This window comes from Mycetohabitans sp. B3 (assembly GCF_021498065.1).
In the GTDB taxonomy this organism is placed as follows: Bacteria; Pseudomonadota; Gammaproteobacteria; order Burkholderiales; family Burkholderiaceae; genus Mycetohabitans.
This window is the reverse complement of sequence record NZ_JAHLKN010000020.1, coordinates 77,631-95,236: the sequence shown is the minus strand read 5'-3', so window position 1 is coordinate 95,236 and position 17,606 is coordinate 77,631. Positions and strand designations below refer to the sequence as shown.

Here is a 17,606-nt window from a genome sequence, read left to right as displayed (position 1 = left end):
ACCTCGACAAGCGCAGCACCGCGTATCGCGTGCCGGTGCGCCATGATGCAAATCAATAAGCATTGCGGTAACCAGCCATCCGAGCACACGACGCAAACACAAGTATTCGTTCCGCGTATCAATGATCGCCTCAATCCGCGCCCGGGCCCTTGACTGAAATCAATCACACGTCGCACACCGACACGCCGCCTCAAGGCGAGGCTTGATTTCGATCAACTCAACCGCCCGCGCCAACTGACAAGCTATCCGTGGCAATCTGATTCTTTTGCAATTTGGTTCTTTTTTGAGAGGACACGACCTTTGAGAGAACACGACCATGAAAGCCATCGACATGATGACTACGGGCGTCATTACCGTGACGCCTGCCATGACGGTGCGCGATGCCGCCAAGATGTTAGTTGAGCACCCTATCGGCGGCGCGCCGGTGGTTGACGACGCGGGCGTGCTGGTCGGCATACTCAGCGAGGCGGATTAATGGCATCGCAGCGAACTACGCCCGGATGAACAGCATCGAAAGATACGTCGCCACCGGGCGCATCGGCAAGCGACGCGAAATTGCGCGCGAGGTTGAGGGGTGAGTTGGCGGACCGCAAGTGGACGTTTGCAAAGCACAATACCCTCGTGTGCAACGGGATCGTTCACCTGTGGGGCTAGCAAGGGCGCGATGACGAAATCAGGGCGATGCGCGTCGCCGCGCAGAACATCCCCGGCGTCAACGCCGTCGAGGACCACTGCGTACCGTACCCGCTAGTGCCCGTGGTGCAACACAGCACGCCGCCGTGTTGCGGCGCTGCGCCGAGCGTGCGGCCCGCCGCTGTCGCCAGCGCGCCGGCGGCGGCTGGTGCGCCATAGGAGGCGAGCATCCGAATGAAGCCGCGCCGGCTCGGCGAGCTGCTGGCCCTGTCCATGAGTGGGTTCCTTGGGTGCCCGTAGCAAGCGTCAACGCTTGGCGTCGTCGCGCTCGCCCGCGGAACGAGCCAGGTAGGCGGTCACGACGTCCGGTAAGTTGTCATGCAGCCAGCGTGCCATCTCGACCTCCTGCGGCAGGATTTGCTCGCAGCAACGTTGCGTCTCCGCGTCTCCGGCCACGCGGGCGGCCGCAATCAATGCCGTGTACGCGGCAATTTCAATGTGCTCGAACACATAACTGGCCATGCTGCCCTTGACTACCTCATCGGTGACGGTCATCCCACCGAGCGCCTGCCCAAACGCGGCAGCCCGGGCGGCAAGGTTCTTGATCGTCGATGGGCTGCTGCCCAGCCGGTCCAAGCACTGTTCGAGCAGCTTTTGCTGGGACAGCGTCTCGTCAATGTGCTGCTCGATGCGCTGTTTGAGCTTGGGATAATGTTCTAGCCTCGACGCTTGCGCCTTGAGCATCGACTCCGCATGCTGCTCCATCGCATAGGCATCCTTCAACCAATCAATCATATGTTCGCGTGGGCTCGTCATCATGTTTTCCTCGCCGGTACCGCACCGTATAGCGCGCCGCGCGACATGCGCGGCACATCGGTGTGCGCAACCGTCATACCCGGCAGGACGCGGTGGCCTCTGCGTGGCATCCGATACAGGCCGCCCATCGCGATCGACTCGTTCTGGCAATAATACGGTGCGCAATCAACCAGTGCCGGCCCGAGAAGCCAGGTAAGCGCGCATGTGGCCTGGCGCGAGACAACGCCCCATGACGGCAAATTTTTCACTACACTGCGCTGTCGTTGCCGCATCCAGTCTTCGCCGCAAACTGCACATGGCGGTACCCCAGCGAGGCTGCAACGCAATACAGGGACGGGACGGCCCTGCGTCCAACTGGCACAGTATGTGCTTACCTCGCTCGTCCGCTTAACAATCGGAGATTCAATGGCGCTTGACATCTGCAATGCGAAGCAACAACCCTGCTCAATGCGTTGCGTTCGCGGCTCACTGCGACGGGATGCCATCCTGTTTGCCGCAGCCGCAATGGCATTGACGATTTACACTGCGCCGACGCAGGCGCAAACCCCGTCGCCGCTGGGCGAATGGCAGTATTCGGCTGGTGTTCCACTACAAAAACTGTACATGTCCTCCATTCCAGAGTGGCAAGCGAGGATCGGCATTGGCTCGACATTTGCGCCGCGCTATGAGGGTGAAAATCGGTATCGCCCGTTAGTCGGCCCCAGCGTGGACGTGCGCTACCGCGACCTTGCGTTCTTATCGACCGGCGAAGGCATCGGCGTCAATGTGCTGCGCGGTCCGAATTGGCGCGTGAGCGTCGCGGCAGCATACGATCTTGGCCGGCGCGCGCACGACGACCCATCGCGGCTGGCTGGTCTGGATAACATCAACCCGGCACCAGACATGAAAATCGCCGCCGAGTACGTGGTCTCAAAAGCGTTTCCGCTGACGCTCCGGGGCGTAGCCACACGCAGCTTTGGCGGCTCGAACGGTTGGACGTTCGATCTGGGCACCTACATGCCCCTACCGGGGAGTTCAGAAAAGTTCTATTGGTTCGCGGGTCCGTCCGCGACGTTTGCAGACTCGAAGTACATGAATAGCTGGTTCGGCGTCACTGCCGATCAGGCCGTGCGCTCCGGATATCGCCGCTATGACGCAAGCGCCGGACTGAAGTCGGCGGGCTTCGGCATCACGATGGTTTACTTCGTAAATAAACATTGGTTCGTCAGCGCCGATGGCGCCTTCAAGCGTATGCTGGGAAGCACAGTGGACAGTCCGCTCACACGATCTCGGCTTAACGGCGTCTGCGACGTGTCGATTAACTACCAGTTCTAACGACGCGGTCTCCTAACGCCTCGATCTCGCCAGATAAGCCGATGCGCGCTTGCAGCGGCGCGCAATAACCATGCAATAACCGGCGGTAACGGCTCGGCAGCCGCCGCTACACACACCGAGTCTGTCGCGCCGGGCCTGCGCCCGTTACCGTACGGGCACAGGCTGGCCTGCGTCGCAGCTTACTCGGCAACCCCCAACTTTTGTGCAAGCTTCTGCGACATCAAGTAATGCTCTCTGAGGGTGGGCAGAGCTTTTAGCGCTGCTTCTTTCAACGACGGATTTTCCCCCTCCTTGGCCTCTTTCTCAAATGCGGCGATGGCTTGGCGGTGCGCCTCCAGACCCACTTTACGCACGTACGCATGGTCGAAGTCCGAGCCCGTCAACGGCTTAAGTGACTCGAGTAGCGCAATGTCGGAGTTGTCCTTAGGCACTTCCACACCATGAGGTGCCACCGCTTTCAGCTGCACCGTCAACCTCGTATGATCGGCGATCATGTGGCGCGCAAAGGATCTAACGTCTGGGTTACTCGTATTCTTATGCGCCATCTTCCCCGCATCGATCTCGGTTGACGATGACATCGTGGCCGCCTGTATGAAGTCACGGTCCGCGCTTGACAGCGGGTTCGCGGCCGTCGTTGACGCAGCCTGCGTTTGAGCATGAACCACCGGAGTAAGCACCAGCGCACCAATACAAGCGAGTGTAGTTAACTTCATTATGGATTCTCCAATTAAAGTGGCATGAGTGAGCCTGGCCGTAGCCCCACCACGGCTCGGCTACGACAGTAGCAAGTGCCGTGCCGCAACAACGCCTAAAGCCACTGCAACAGCACGCGCCTCATTTGAGACGCTCACGGGTTATTGCGCAGCGTGGCAGCCACCCGCGGCCTCGCGGCCGCCATGTCAACGAACGCGTACACCGACATCTGCAGATTTGTTCACTTCAACGTCAGCCGAATCCTTTGAAGGCACGTGCTCAATACGATCCGGCAGCACGTCTGCATCCGGCTCTATCGTCTCATCGCCATCGGCAGCGGCGCGCTCGCCTGTGCCAGCCCGATCCGTATCGCTGCGTTGCTCCACCATGCCCATTTCAAGCGCATGGTTATCCAACTCCGTGTCGCGATCGAAGTCGTACCGCTTTGCGCCAACCGTGTCGCTGCCGGTGTCCGAAGAATCGCCCGGGCCGAGCGCCTCGATATCATGGCCGGGCACGTGGGGTTGCCGCAAATGGTTGTCGGGATCTAATGTGCTGTTCATCATGCTCTCCGTGCAATGTGTGCATACAACGGTAGCAGACGCCGTGCCCCATTCCATGCCGCGCATCCGAAGTTTGGGCACGTTCAGTACGTGGTTCTAAACGTCCTATAACGGCGGCTCAGGAGCCAATTGCACGGAGCGCCGAACGCCATTAGGCCGCATGTGCCGATCAACATAGCGGCGCGACAAGCGCCGCGTTGAGGAATGTCGCGCCGTAGGCGACGCCGGACCACTGCACGATGGCGGCATGGCCGTGGACCCCGACGCCTCAACATACAATGATGGTAGAAATGGCAGCAACAGCGTCATCGCGACGATCGTCGTGAATGAACCGAAAACACACACGCATAAGTTACGTTGCCAGTGAGGCGCACCGGCGTCGGGCGCGGGCGGTGGGACGGCGGCACCCGTATCACCGCTACCCGTCGATGGCGTTTACCGCGCTGGTCTTCGCGTCCGCGTCGAGCAATCGCATGACGCGCCGCACGCACCATGTCAAGATTGCGCTGCACAAGCGCTTGACAAGCGTCATTACTCTCTACGCGCGGCCCGTCTGGTACGGCCGATCAGGATGATGAACAAAGACACACGGAATCAAAGAGGCTTTCAAATCCTACTGTTCGCGGTATCGTTCGCGCTCATCTGGATCCTGCTGCCGTTCTTCGGCGCAATTTTTTGGGGCACGATTTTGGCCATCCTATTCCAGCCGTTACAGCGCACGCTGACGATGCGGCTGGGCAACCGCCCAAATCTCGCAGCCCTGGCGACGTTAAGCCTGTGCGTGCTGGTCGTGATCCTGCCTGTGAGCCTGATGATTGGCACGCTCGTGCAGGAAGTCTCATTCGCCTACGAGCAAATTAAAACCGGCCAGTGGAACATCACGCTGTATTTCCAAAAGGCGGTCGGCGCGCTGCCCGCGTTTGCGCAGCACTGGCTGAACGACGTCGGCTTGGCCGACATGCAAAGCCTGCAAGCCAGGCTGACCGAAGGGGCCGCCCGCATCAGTCAATTCGTGGCCGCGCAGGCGGTCGAAATCGGCCAAAATACGCTGCAGTTCGCCGTTGGCTTTGGCATCATGCTGTATATGGTGTTTTTCCTGCTACGCGACGGCGGCGCCATCTCGTTGCGTATCCGTGAAGCGGTGCCGCTGGCCGACTCGCACAAGCAAAAGCTGCTCAGCAAGTTCACTACCGTGGTGCGCGCGACGGTCAAGGGCAATATCGCGGTGGCCGCGGTGCAGGGCCTGCTCGGCGGCCTGATTTTCTTCATCCTCGGCATCAGCGGCTCGCTACTGTGGGGCACGTTGATGGCGTTCCTGTCACTGCTGCCGGCGATCGGCTCGGCGCTGGTCTGGGGACCGGCTGCGATCTATTTCCTGCTGGCCGGTCCGTTGTGGAAGGCGATCGTGCTCGTTTTGTTCTGCTCACTGGTGATCGGTGGCGTGGACAACCTCCTGCGCCCCATCCTGGTGGGCAAGGACACCAAGCTGCCTGACTGGGTCGTGCTGATCTCCACGGTCGGTGGCATGGCCACGTTCGGCATCAACGGCTTTGTCATCGGCCCATTGATTGCCGCGCTGTTCATCGCGTGTTGGGACATTTCAGTGCTCATTGCGCGCGACGAGACCCATCCGCCCTCCGCTGTCGATGGCGCGATGCCGTCGCCGCGCAACGGCGCGCGGCGGCGGCGTCGGACACCGCGGCACAAAGACTTGTCCAGCGATGCGTGAACGACCCAGCGATGCGTATACGCGGCGTTCAACTGCCGCTGCCCGCGGTGTCGAGCGCCGTGCGCTCGATCTCCTGCGCGAAGCTCAGTCACGTAGCGGCAGGCACGCCGCTCAGCGGGGCTTCGAGCGCGGCAAGCCGGCTTCGGTCTGACGTTGCAAGTCACGGATATGCCGCTGCAACTCGCGCAGCTGCGTTTGCGCAGCAGCTTTCTGCTCGCCCAGTGCCTGCGCCTGCGCCGCGGTCTGTTTCTGGCGAGTCGTGACTTCCGCCTCCTGCGCGCGTGCCACGTTCAGGTCTGCCTGCAGCCGCACAGCTCGATCACGCGACAGCGCGATCATGCGGTCGGTGAATGCCTTCTGCGCCTCCAGCCGCGCACGACGAATTTCGATATCGGACAGTTGCACGGTCTGCCGTACTAAATCCGCATAGATGGCTTCGGCTCGGACCGAGTCCTGCGTCTTGATCACACGCCAAAAGTTTTTTTGTTGGAACAATGCAATGTAATAGGTCATCTCCTTGCCGTAGAACAGCAGGCTCGCACCGTAGCTGCCGTTATAGGCCGTGCGGAATTCGGTCAACGCCGAAGCGTGGATCAACCGTTGCAATTCCGCGACATTGCCGCCGGTTGAATTGTGCGCCTCGTCAGCCGTTGGGGCGCTGGGCGCCACCGCGCCGGGCAACACAACGTTGGCAGCCGGTTCCTGCGTGATAGCGACGTTACTGGCCGTCTCCTGTGACGGCGCACCGGCCCACGCGGTCGCTGCTTGACTGACGATGGCCGCGGCAACCGCCGTCAGCACCCTACCCCTTGCTCGTGGTAATTGATTCATTTGTTTTCCGAGTGTGCGCTTTTTCGTGGGGTCAATATTACTTAAATTCGTGGGTTTCGGGTTCCTCGTCCAAGATCTAGTATTGATGCATCTTTTCCCATAGTACCGCGCGGCTAAAGCCCAGATGCTGCGCGGTGTCGTGCCACTTCCAGCTTTGATGACAACGCCGCAATAATTCGCGAGCATTCCGCCATATTCCACTGACTACGATCGACCAACACTTCGGGGATGCTATCGGCCGGCACGGGTTGGGCGCGACGAGCCAATGTCAGCGATCGCATGTGTGCTTAGAAGTCGTTCTACCAAACGGCAGCGCCGCTTTGCCGTATGCTTTTCGTGATCGATGGCACCGTCAACGCCGTGCCATACCGCACTGTCAGTATGTGCCGGTTCGCGCGCCTGCATCATGCGACGCGGCACACCGCCATCGCACCGGGTCCACCATGGCCCGTGACGATAACGCCCCGTATCAGGAGGAAGACGTGATACAAGCGTTGCTCAATCTCCGCGCGGTCTGCGGCGTGCTAGTCGCGATTACGTTGCCCATATCGGATGCCAGCGCCCTCGCCGCCGACAACGCATCGCCGATTGGCGTTTGGCAAACAATCGACGACCACACAGGACAACCGAAGGCATTGGTCCAGATCGCGCAGGAAGCCGACGGCACGCTGGCAGGCAAAATCGTCAAGGGGCTGGCCACAAACGACCAACCCGATCGCCGCTGCACCGCATGCACGGACGCGCGCAAAGACCAGTTGATGCTCGGCATGACGATCATCGACGGCATGAAGCAGGACGGAGACAGCTGGAAGGGTGGCCATATCCTTGATCCGGAAAACGGCAAGGTCTACAAGTGCAAGATGCACGTCGAGGACAACGGCCAGAAGCTGGTCGTGCGCGGTTATATCGGCGTGTCGCTGATCGGCCGTTCACAGACATGGAACCGTCAGCAGTAACGCGTTGCACGCCTCGTCAATCAGCAGTCACGCGTAGTATGTCCCCGCCAGCCAGCAGTCACGCGTGGTACGCGCCCATCGAACTGCGGCACGCCGACGGCGCGCCACGCACGGCCACGGGGCCGCGCACTGTCACGTCAATGACGTATCGACGATGCGCCGCGGCGCTTCGAGATATTCCTTCGATTGCATCTCGACAATGCGCGACACGGTCCGCGCGAATTCATTGGCCATCGGCCCTTCCACGTACAGCTGCTCGGCCGGCACGGCGGCCGACATCAACAGCTTGACCTTATGATCGTAGAGTACGTCGATCAACCACGTGTAGCGACGCGCCTCAGACGCCATACGCGGCGCCATCTGCGGCACGTCCGACAAAATGATCGTGTGAAAGCGTGTCGCCAACTCCAGGTAGTCGTTTTGCGACCGTGGTCCACCGCATAGCGTCGCAAAATCGAACCAGACGACACCATCGGCGCGGCGCAGCGCCTTGATCTCGCGTTTTTCGATATGCAGCACCGGGTTCTCGTCTGGTACCCCAGCCAACCGCGCGAACGCCTCACGCAATGCCCTGTCGGCATGGGCGCCCAGCGGCGTATGGTAAGTCTGCACCTGTGCCAGCGTGCGCTGGCGGTAGTCAGTGCCCGCATCCACGTTCAACACGTCGAGCCTTTCGTTGATTAAGTCGATCGCAGGCAGCAGCCGGTCGCGATGCAACCCCTCGGGGTATAGCGTACTGGGTTCGTAATTGGACGTCATCACGAACTGCACGCCGTTGTCGAACAACTTCAACAACAACCGATAAAGGATCATCGCATCAGCGATGTCCGAAACATGGAACTCGTCGAAGCAAATCAATCGATAACGCTTCGCGACCAATCGTGCCAGTTCGTCCAGCGGATCGGCGCGACCCTTAAGCACCTCAAGCTCACGGTGCACCTCGCGCATGAATTCGTGAAAATGCAGCCGCGTCTTGCGTTGCACCGGCACGACAGCATAGAAACTATCCATCAGGAAGCTCTTGCCGCGCCCAACGCCGCCCCACATGTAGACTCCGCATGGCGGCTCCGGTCGAATGATCCACCTCCTAAGCGCATTGGAACGCCGCGCCTTATAGGCTACCCAGTCGTCATAGCAGCGTTGCAGTCGGCTGATCGCGCGTTGTTGCGCCACATCGGCCTGATAGCCGCGTTCAGCCAGTTCCTTCTCGTAGTATTCGGTGACGTTCATCGGTGCAAGAAAATGGGCGGGTGTTACCCGCCCCATTTCGCCGCCTGTCGCATGGCGGGCTCACGCCAGCCCGGCCGGCAGCCCCGGCATCCACCTCGGCGCGAGGCGGACCCGGCTTCGCGTTACATGTTCAACGCGCGCTTGTCGACGGCGAGCGCCGCCTCTCGCATCACTTCGGAAAGCGACGGATGCGGATGGCAAATCCGCCCGATGTCCTCCGATGCAGCTTTGAACTCCATCGCGACGACCGCCTCGGCGATCAAATCGGACGCATTCGCCGCGATGATATGCACGCCGAGCAGTTCATCGGTATTCGCGTCGGCAATCATCTTCACGAAACCATCGGCGCGATTGAGGCCCAACGCACGTCCGTTGGCCATGAACGGGAACTGTCCGGTCTTGACCTGTCGGCCTTCCGCCTTCAATTGCTCTTCGGTCTTGCCGACCCACGCAATCTCCGGCTCCGTGTAGATGACCCACGGGATGCAGTTGTAATCGATGTGCGGCTTTTGCCCGTCAATCACCTCGGCGACCAGTACACCTTCGTCCTCGGCCTTGTGCGCGAGCATCGGACCGCGCACCACATCGCCGATCGCATAAACACCGGGCAGTTTGGTACGGCAATGGTCGTCAACGTCGATGAATCCGCGCTCGTTGACCGTCAGCCCAATCGCCTCGAGACCGAGGTCGTCGGTATTCGGCACGCGGCCCACGGACACAATCAAGCGATCAGCCTCGAGCTTCTGCGCGTGACCGTCCTTGTCCGCGTACGAGATCGTTACGCCGTTATCGGTCGCATTCACCTCGCTGATCTGCACGCCCAGGTGAATTTTCAATCCCTGCTTCGCGAACTGCTTCGCGGCTTCCTTCGCCAATCCCTGATCGGCGGCGCCGAGGAACGACGGCAACGCCTCGAGTACTGTCACCTCGGCACCGAGGCGCCGCCACACCGAACCCAGTTCGAGCCCGATGACGCCCGCGCCAATCACCGCCAGCTTCTTAGGCACCGAATCGAATGCCAGCGCCCCTTCGTTGTCCGCGACAATCCGGTTATCTACTTTCGCAAACGGCAGGTGGCGCGCCTTCGAACCGGTTGCAATGATCACGTTGCGCGCGATCACCGACTCCGTGCTGCCTTCACCGACGACATCGATCTGATAACCGGCGTCGGTCTTGCCAGTGAACTTGCCGTGTCCCTTGAGCCACGTAATCTTGTTCTTGCGGAATAGAAACTCGATGCCCTTGGTCATCTTGTTGACGATCGCGTCCTTGCGCGCATGCATCCTCGCGATATCGATCTTCACGTCCGATACCGAAATGCCGTGATCGTCGAGGTGATGCGAGGCATTCTCGAACGCCTCGGACGAGGCCAGCAGCGCCTTCGACGGGATGCAGCCGACATTCAGGCAGGTGCCGCCGAGCTTGAGTTCGCCGGCCGGGTTCTTCCACTTCTCGATACAAGCAACGCTCTTGCCGAGCTGCGCGGCGCGGATTGCCGCAATGTAGCCACCGGGGCCCGCACCGATCACGACGACATCAAATTCTTTTGCCATGAAGACATTCCTCGCTTAAAGGTCGAGCAGCAAGCGTGCCGGATCTTCCAGCGCTTCTTTCATCGCGACGAGCGACAGCACCGCCTCACGACCGTCGATGATCCGGTGATCGTACGACAGGGCAAGATAGTTGATCGGACGGATCACGATCTGGCCGTTCTCAACGACCGGCCGCTCCTTCGTCGCATGCACGCCGAGGATCGCCGATTGCGGCGGATTGATGATCGGCGTCGATAGCATCGAGCCAAACACGCCGCCGTTCGAGATAGAAAACGTGCCGCCAGTCATTTCTTCGATCGACAGCTTGCCGTCCCGGGCTTTCGCACCAAACTCGGCAATCTTCTTCTCGATGTCCGCAAGACTCATCTGATCTGCGTTGCGCAAGATCGGCACAACCAGGCCGCGCGGCGAGCCGACCGCGATGCCAATGTCAAAATAGCCGTGGTAGACGATGTCGTTGCCATCAATCGACGCGTTCACGAGCGGGAACTTCTTCAGCGCATGCACGGCCGCCTTCACAAAGAACGACATGAAGCCGAGCTTCACGCCGTGTTCCTTCTCAAAGCGATCCTTGTACTTGCTGCGCAGATCCATGACCGGCGCCATGTTCACTTCGTTGAACGTGGTCAGGATCGCGTTAGTCTGTTGCGACTCGAGCAGGCGCTCGGCGATCCGCGCGCGCAGCCGTGACATGGGCACACGCTGCTCCGGGCGGTCCGTCAGCCAGGTGTCCGCACCCGGCGCAGCGACCTGCGGCAACGCGGCACGCGACGGCGCCGCCTTCGCGGCGACACTGGCCGGCGCGGCCGGCTTGGCGGCCGGCGACGCGCCAGCTGCTAGCACGTCACCCTTGGTCACCCGACCGTCGCGGCCGGTGCCGCTCAGCTGGCCGGCGCTCAGGTTCTTCTCCGCGAGCAGTTTTGAGGCGGCCGGCGACGCGATTGCGCCGCTGGCGCCGCCGGCCGCAGCCGGTTGCGCTGCGGGAGTCGGCGATGTTTGCGGCGCCGGCTTCACTTCGGCGCCTGCGGCGGCGGCAGCTGTTTCCGTCGCCGTCGCGCCCGCCGCGGTGCCAGCCTTCGCTTCGGTATCAATCTTGGCGATCACCTCATCGGCAACAACTGTGTCGCCATCGTGCTTGATCACTTGAGCGAGCACGCCCGCAGCAGGCGCCGGCACTTCGAGCACGACCTTATCGGTCTCGATCTCAATCAGTATTTCATCTTGCGCAACCGCTTCCCCCGGTTGCTTCTTCCACTGGAGCATCGTAGCTTCGGACACCGACTCCGAAAGCTGCGGAACTTTAACTTCAACAATAGCCATCGTCATTATCCTGAATACGTATCGTGCCGTATCGGGCGACCAGGCGCTGGAGACGCGGCGCACGGTCCCCCGGGGGGACGAGCATTCGCCCCCCTCGGCTTCATCGTTGCGTAATTACTTGATCAGCGTCGCGCTCTTGAGCCGGCCGAACGCACCCTCGACCAGCGCCTTCTGCTGCTCGTAGTGCTTCGCGTAGTAGCCGACCGCCGGCGACGCGGACGCCGGACGCCCGCTGTACGCGAGTTTCATACCGTCCCGCATCCCTTCGGCGAGGTGGTGCTCGATGTAGAACCAGGGTCCTTGATTCTGTGGTTCATCCTGCACCCAGACGACCTCGGTCGCGTTATCGTACTTCTTCAGCTCGGCTTCGAACTGCTTGTGCGCGAACGGATAAAGTTGCTCGATACGCAAGATCGCGACGTCGGCGTTCTTTGCCTCGCGGCGATGGGCGATCAGATCGTAGTAGACACGCCCTGAGCAAACGAGCACACGCTTGACCTTTTTCGGATCGATCGACGCATCGGTCTCGCTGAGCACCGGATGGAACGCGCCGCTCGCCAACTCGGACAGGTCCGACACCGCTTCCTTGTGGCGCAACAATGACTTCGGCGTCAACACGATCAGCGGCTTTCGGAACAGCCGGATCATCTGGCGGCGCAGCAGGTGGAACATTTGTGCCGGCGTCGTCGGCTGCACGACCTGCATGTTGTGCTCCGCGCACAATTGCAAGTACCGCTCGATGCGCGCCGACGAGTGTTCCGGACCCTGCCCTTCGTAGCCGTGCGGCAGCAGCATCGTCAGCCCGGACACGCGGCCCCACTTAACTTCGCCGGACGAGATGAACTGGTCAACGACGACTTGTGCGCCATTGGCGAAGTCACCGAACTGGGCCTCCCATGCCACCAGCGTATTGGGTTCGGCCGTCGAATATCCATACTCGAAGCCGAGCACCGCTTCCTCGGACAACACCGAATCGATGACAGTGAAGCTCGCCTGCCCGTCCGCGACATTCTGCAGCGGAATATACGTGCCATCATCCCAGCGCTCGCGATTTTGGTCATGCAGCACCGCATGGCGGTGCGTGAACGTGCCACGGCCCGAGTCCTGTCCGGTCAAGCGCACCGCGTAGCCGGAGGCGACCAGCGATGCAAACGCGAGGTGCTCACCCATGCCCCAGTCGAGCGGTTGTTCACCGGCGCCCATCTTGCGACGGTCGTTGACCACGCGCTCAACCAGCGGGTGCAGCTTGAAATTCTCCGGGATCGTCGTGATCCGCTCGGCCAGGCGCTTGAGCTCGGCCAGCGGCACTGCAGTATCTGCCGCATCGGTCCACTTGCGGTTCAGGAACGGCACCCAGTCGACCGCATACTTGCTCTTGTAGTTCGACAGCACCGGGTCGACCGTGTGATGCCCCTCGTCCATCGCCTTACGGTATGTCTTCACATACTGATCGGCTTCGTCTGCACCGATCACGCCCTGCGTTAGCAGTTTCTCCGCATACAGCGCGCGCGTGCCGGGATGTTGCGCGATCTTCTTATACATCAGCGGCTGCGTGACCGCCGGCGTATCCTGTTCGTTGTGACCGAGCTTACGGAAACAGACGATGTCGATCACGACATCCTTGTGAAACTGCATCCGAAAATCGATCGCCAGTTGCGTGGCGAACACGACGGCCTCTGGGTCATCGCCGTTCACATGCAACACCGGCGCCTCGATCATCTTCACGACGTCGGTGCAATACAGCGTCGAGCGCGCATCGCGCGGATCGGACGTGGTAAAGCCGATCTGGTTGTTGATCACGATGTGCAGCGTGCCGTACGTGCCATAGCCACGCGTTTGCGCCAGATTCAGCGTCTCCATCACGACACCCTGGCCGGCAAAGGCCGCATCGCCATGAATCTGCACCGGCAGCACCTGCAGACCGTCCAGGTCGCCACGACGGTCCATGCGCGCTTTCGCGGAGCCTTCCACCACCGGGTTGACGATTTCCAGGTGCGATGGATTGAACGCCAGCGACAGGTGCACCGGGCCGCCAGCCGTCGAGACATCGGACGAAAAGCCCTTGTGGTACTTCACGTCGCCAGCCGGCAGATCGTCGACGTGCTTGCCTTCGAATTCGGCGAACAGGTCCGCCGGCATCTTGCCGAGCGTGTTGACGAGCACGTTCAGGCGCCCACGGTGGGCCATGCCGATCACGATTTCCTGCACGCCTTTGCTGCCTGCATGGTGCACGACCTCATCCATCGCCGCGATGAAGCTCTCGCCGCCTTCGAGCGAGAAACGCTTCTGACCGACGTACTTCGTGTGCAGGTAGCGCTCCAGGCCTTCGGCCGCGGTCAACCGCTGGAGAATGTGCTTCTTTTTGTCGGTGGAGAAATTCGGCGTTGAGCGCGTGGACTCCAGCCGCTCCTTCCACCAGCGCTTCTGCTCTGGATCGCTGATGTACATGAATTCCGCACCGATCGTGCCGCAATACGTGTCGCGCAGCGCCTTCACGATGTCGCGCAACGATGCTTGCTCAAAACCGAAGTACAGGTTCGTCGCATGGAACGTCTGGTCCATGTCGGCTTCGGTGAAATCGTAAAACGCAGGTTCGAGTTCGGGAATATGCGGACGTTCGCGGCGCTTTAGAGGATCGATGTTGGCCCATTGCGAGCCGAGGAAGCGATAGGCGCCGATCAGCGATTGAACGTAGACTTGCTTTCGCGCAGTGGACAGGTCGTTGTTGCCGCCACGTGGAATGAATGCGTTCGCTTTGGCTCGTTGGGCGAAGGACTCGACGATCGGCGCGTGGGCCACGTCATTCACATTCGAGCCGTCCGACGCAGGTACGTTTTGCAAGGCATCGAAGTAGCTGCGCCAGTTCTCGGGCACGGACGCCGGATTATCGAGATATGCTTCGTACAATTCTTCGACGTACGGAGCATTGCCGCCGAACAAATACGAGTTCAGCTGGAATTGCTTCATCATTTTGACGCTCACCTTTCTTCGAGTTTCTCGAGAAATAGCGGGTTACGAAACCTTCCGCGCGACGGCCTGACCGTGTAGCGGATTGCGCGAATCAAGTCTGCTGGGAAGGACCTAAAACATGCATCGGCGAAGCTTATCACGTTTAGCCTATTGCGGCTATTTGCCTCATTTGCAAGCGGGCCGATGCCGGACCTGAACGGAGCGGATCGAGGACGGATCGCCCGCACCACACCACCACCACACCGATACAAAAACGCCACACCGGCTCATGCGAGCATGACGCCGATGCGGCACAATGGACTTCGCCCGCCGGCGGCATCGCTACAGCGACGCACGTCAGTCGGCCGCAGCCTCGCGGCTCGCGCGCCGGCGCTCGTGCTCCTTTAGGTGTCGCTTGCGCAGTCGGATCGACTGCGGCGTGACCTCGACAAGCTCGTCATCGTCGATGAACTCGACCGCGTACTCGAGCGTCAACTGGATCGGCGGAACAAGGCGCACCGCCTCGTCGGTCCCCGATGCGCGCACGTTCGTCAGCTGCTTGCCGCGGATCGGATTGACCACCAGGTCATTGTCGCGGCTGTGGATGCCGATGATCATCCCTTCGTACAGCGCGTCGCCCGGCGACACGAACATGCGACCACGATCCTGCAGCTTCCACAGCGCGTACGCGACCGCGGCGCCGTCATCTTGCGAGATCAACACGCCGTTGCGCCGCTCGCCGATCGTGCCATCTCGCATCGGCTGGTATGCATCGAAGATGTGACTCATCAGGCCCGTGCCGCGCGTCAGCGTGAGAAACTCGCTCTGGAAGCCGATCAGTCCACGTGCCGGAATCCGATATTCCAGCCGTGTACGCCCGCGGCCGTCAGACGCCATGTCAAGCAGCTCGCCCTTGCGGCGACCCAGCTCCTCCATCACGGCGCCCTGATGACCGTCCTCGAGATCCACGGTCAGCAACTCGTACGGCTCGTGCTTAACACCATCGATCTCGCGCACCACCACACGCGGACGCGATACCGCGAGTTCGTAGCCTTCGCGACGCATATTCTCGATCAAGATAGTCAAATGCAGCTCGCCGCGACCGGACACTTCGAACACCGTCTCATCGCCGGTATCCTTGACCCGCAACGCGACATTATGATTCAGCTCCCGGTTCAGTCGCTCGCGGATCTGGCGGCTGGTAATGAACTTGCCTTCCTTGCCCGCCAACGGCGACGTGTTCACACAGAAGTTCATCGTCAGTGTCGGCTCATCGACGGTAATCATCGGTAGCGCGTCCGGCACGTCCGGCGCGCAGATCGTCGCGCCGATGCCGACATCGTCGATGCCGTTGATCAGCACGATGTCGCCAGCCTCGGCACTGTCCACCTGCACGCGCTCCAGCCCCTTGAAGACCTGCACCTGATTAATCTTGCGGTTCAACGGCTCGCCCTGCGGGCCGAAACGCATCACGACCGGCTGGCCGGCCTTGATGCGCCCGCGCGTGATGCGGCCCACACCGATGCGGCCGACATAGGTTGAATAGTCTAGCGACGTGATCTGCAACTGCAGCGGCGCGTCCGGATCGGCCGCGCGCACCGGCACGTATTGCAGTACCGCTTCGAACAACGGGCGCATGTCGCCTTCGCGCACCTGCGCGTCCAAGCTGGCATAGCCGTTCAGCGCCGATGCATAAACCACCGGGAAATCGAGCTGTTCGTCGTTTGCGCCAAGCTTGTCGAACAGATCGAACGTCTGGTTGATCACCCAGTCCGGCCGCGCGCCCGGACGGTCGATCTTGTTGACGACCACGATCGGCTTGAGCCCGAGCGCCAGCGCCTTCTTCGTGACAAAGCGCGTCTGTGGCATCGGCCCTTCGACCGCGTCGACCAACAGCAGCACCGAGTCCACCATTGACAGCACGCGCTCGACTTCGCCGCCGAAGTCAGCGTGCCCCGGCGTGTCAACGATATTGATGTGCGTGCCTTCGTATTCAACAGCACAGTTCTTCGCGAGGATCGTGATGCCACGCTCCTTCTCGATGTCGTTCGAGTCCATCACGCGCTCGGCGACTTGCTGGTTTTCACGGAACGTGCCGGACTGCCGGAGCAGCTGGTCCACGAGCGTGGTCTTGCCATGGTCGACGTGCGCGATGATGGCGATATTGCGGAGCGGGCGTGTCATAGAGGAGTCGTTCTAACGCGGTGCGTGGCGAAGCGGGCCGACGCAAGGCAAAGCGGCTGCACGCAGCCCGAGGATCACGCCACAGCAGCGGGCGATGTAGCACGGGCGCCAAATTGGAAACCAAAGATTCTACCACGCTGTGGCGTCCGCGCCATGCGCACGCGGTGCGCATGGTGAACTGCCCTACGATTTTAAGCAGTTTTGCGGAAAATCCCGTTGCGATGCCTCACGGCGGCTCCTATAATTCATGTCAAGTCAACTATTGCCGGTACACCTTTTATGTCGAGTCCGAACGCCGGATTGCCGCCCGAAATCGCCAATTACCCTTTCGACGAGAGCGTCGGCTATCTGCTCGCGCGGGTCCGCTCGAACATCTGGAACATGGTGTCGCAGCAAACGATGGCCGAACTAGGCATTACCAGTACGCAGGCAAGCATCCTATTCATGCTCGGCAGTGGTCGGTGCCTTGCCGCGGCCGAACTCGCACGCGAATATGGCATCGACGCGAGCGCGGTGACGCGGCTCATCGACCGGCTGGAGAAACGCGGCCTGCTCTGCCGGGTGCGCAGTGAAGAAGATCGTCGTGTCGTGCGCCTCAAGCTGACGGACGAAGGGACCGCGCTGGCCGCGCGGATGCCAGCGATATACAACCGAGTACTGGACAAGCTGCTGACCGGCTTCACCCCCGAGGAAGTTGGTTTCCTCAAAAGCATGCTACGCCGCATCCTGATCAACTGCGACGAAACGCCCAGCTAAACGTCAGGCGACCCCGCTGCCCGAGTCGGCGGCCAGATCGCGCTGACGAATCCGGTTATGCCGTGTGCAATCAGTTGTA

15 protein-coding genes and 2 pseudogenes are annotated in these 17,606 nt (G+C 61.0%); 5 read left to right on the top strand and 12 right to left on the bottom strand.

Going from position 1 to position 17,606, the window contains the following annotated elements; all coding sequences use genetic code 11:
• Positions 1-316: 316 nt before the first annotated feature.
• On the top strand, positions 317-475 hold the full coding sequence (locus KQH55_RS05535; RefSeq protein WP_235090349.1) for a CBS domain-containing protein: 159 nt from the start codon (positions 317-319) through the stop codon (positions 473-475).
• 175 nt (positions 476-650) lie between these two features.
• On the opposite strand, the gene KQH55_RS05530 is transcribed toward KQH55_RS05535, so the two are convergent.
• A complete protein-coding gene (locus tag KQH55_RS05530; protein WP_076794990.1) occupies positions 651-908 on the bottom strand; it encodes a hypothetical protein in 258 nt (85 codons plus the stop codon).
• 31 nt (positions 909-939) lie between these two features.
• Positions 940-1,449: a ferritin-like domain-containing protein gene (locus KQH55_RS05525; RefSeq protein ID WP_076787150.1), complete on the bottom strand. Its 510-nt coding sequence runs from the start codon at positions 1,447-1,449 to the stop codon at positions 940-942.
• A gap of 447 nt (positions 1,450-1,896) precedes the next feature.
• Between KQH55_RS05525 and KQH55_RS05520 the strand changes: the two genes are divergently transcribed.
• Positions 1,897-2,763 (top strand): MipA/OmpV family protein, encoded by an 867-nt coding sequence (locus tag KQH55_RS05520; RefSeq protein ID WP_076794986.1) that lies wholly within the window; start codon positions 1,897-1,899, stop codon positions 2,761-2,763.
• 179 nt (positions 2,764-2,942) lie between these two features.
• Here the strand turns inward: KQH55_RS05520 and KQH55_RS05515 are convergent, their stop codons facing one another.
• The 3 genes and pseudogenes from KQH55_RS05515 to KQH55_RS05505 all read right to left on the bottom strand — a co-directional run.
• A complete protein-coding gene (locus tag KQH55_RS05515; protein WP_235090347.1) occupies positions 2,943-3,476 on the bottom strand; it encodes a DUF4142 domain-containing protein in 534 nt (177 codons plus the stop codon).
• Between the two features lie 186 nt (positions 3,477-3,662).
• On the bottom strand, positions 3,663-4,019 hold the full coding sequence (locus tag KQH55_RS05510) for a chemotaxis protein (RefSeq protein ID WP_076797180.1): 357 nt from the start codon (positions 4,017-4,019) through the stop codon (positions 3,663-3,665).
• Between the two features lie 175 nt (positions 4,020-4,194).
• Positions 4,195-4,364 (bottom strand): annotated as a pseudogene (locus KQH55_RS05505) (MFS transporter); the annotation flags it as partial.
• A gap of 229 nt (positions 4,365-4,593) precedes the next feature.
• Here KQH55_RS05505 and KQH55_RS05500 point away from each other — a divergent pair.
• Positions 4,594-5,748 (top strand): AI-2E family transporter, encoded by a 1,155-nt coding sequence (locus KQH55_RS05500; RefSeq protein WP_235090346.1) that lies wholly within the window; start codon positions 4,594-4,596, stop codon positions 5,746-5,748.
• Positions 5,749-5,859: 111 nt separating this feature from the next.
• Here KQH55_RS05500 and KQH55_RS05495 read toward each other — a convergent pair whose 3' ends face one another.
• Complete coding sequence (locus tag KQH55_RS05495; protein ID WP_076784959.1) at positions 5,860-6,579, bottom strand: DUF2968 domain-containing protein; 720 nt, start codon at positions 6,577-6,579, stop codon at positions 5,860-5,862.
• Positions 6,580-6,655: 76 nt separating this feature from the next.
• A pseudogene (locus KQH55_RS05490) lies at positions 6,656-6,833 on the bottom strand (helix-turn-helix domain-containing protein); the annotation flags it as partial.
• 228 nt (positions 6,834-7,061) lie between these two features.
• Here KQH55_RS05490 and KQH55_RS05485 point away from each other — a divergent pair.
• Positions 7,062-7,535, top strand: coding sequence for a DUF2147 domain-containing protein (locus KQH55_RS05485; RefSeq protein ID WP_373566366.1), 474 nt, complete (start codon positions 7,062-7,064; stop codon positions 7,533-7,535).
• A gap of 132 nt (positions 7,536-7,667) precedes the next feature.
• Here KQH55_RS05485 and zapE read toward each other — a convergent pair whose 3' ends face one another.
• The 5 genes from zapE to typA all read right to left on the bottom strand — a co-directional run bounded on the left by zapE (position 7,668) and on the right by typA (position 16,771).
• Entirely contained in the window at positions 7,668-8,765 is a 1,098-nt protein-coding gene (gene zapE, locus KQH55_RS05480; RefSeq protein WP_076794980.1) for a cell division protein ZapE, read from the bottom strand.
• 122 nt (positions 8,766-8,887) lie between these two features.
• Positions 8,888-10,318 (bottom strand): dihydrolipoyl dehydrogenase, encoded by a 1,431-nt coding sequence (gene lpdA / locus KQH55_RS05475; protein ID WP_076794978.1) that lies wholly within the window; start codon positions 10,316-10,318, stop codon positions 8,888-8,890.
• 15 nt (positions 10,319-10,333) lie between these two features.
• Positions 10,334-11,638: a 2-oxoglutarate dehydrogenase complex dihydrolipoyllysine-residue succinyltransferase gene (gene odhB / locus KQH55_RS05470; protein WP_235090344.1), complete on the bottom strand. Its 1,305-nt coding sequence runs from the start codon at positions 11,636-11,638 to the stop codon at positions 10,334-10,336.
• A gap of 114 nt (positions 11,639-11,752) precedes the next feature.
• Positions 11,753-14,608 (bottom strand): 2-oxoglutarate dehydrogenase E1 component, encoded by a 2,856-nt coding sequence (locus tag KQH55_RS05465; protein ID WP_076784962.1) that lies wholly within the window; start codon positions 14,606-14,608, stop codon positions 11,753-11,755.
• Positions 14,609-14,944: 336 nt separating this feature from the next.
• Complete coding sequence (gene typA / locus KQH55_RS05460; protein WP_076784963.1) at positions 14,945-16,771, bottom strand: translational GTPase TypA; 1,827 nt, start codon at positions 16,769-16,771, stop codon at positions 14,945-14,947.
• A gap of 444 nt (positions 16,772-17,215) precedes the next feature.
• Between typA and KQH55_RS05455 the strand changes: the two genes are divergently transcribed.
• On the top strand, positions 17,216-17,527 hold the full coding sequence (locus KQH55_RS05455) for a MarR family winged helix-turn-helix transcriptional regulator (RefSeq protein ID WP_370642943.1): 312 nt from the start codon (positions 17,216-17,218) through the stop codon (positions 17,525-17,527).
• Positions 17,528-17,606: the final 79 nt, after the last annotated feature.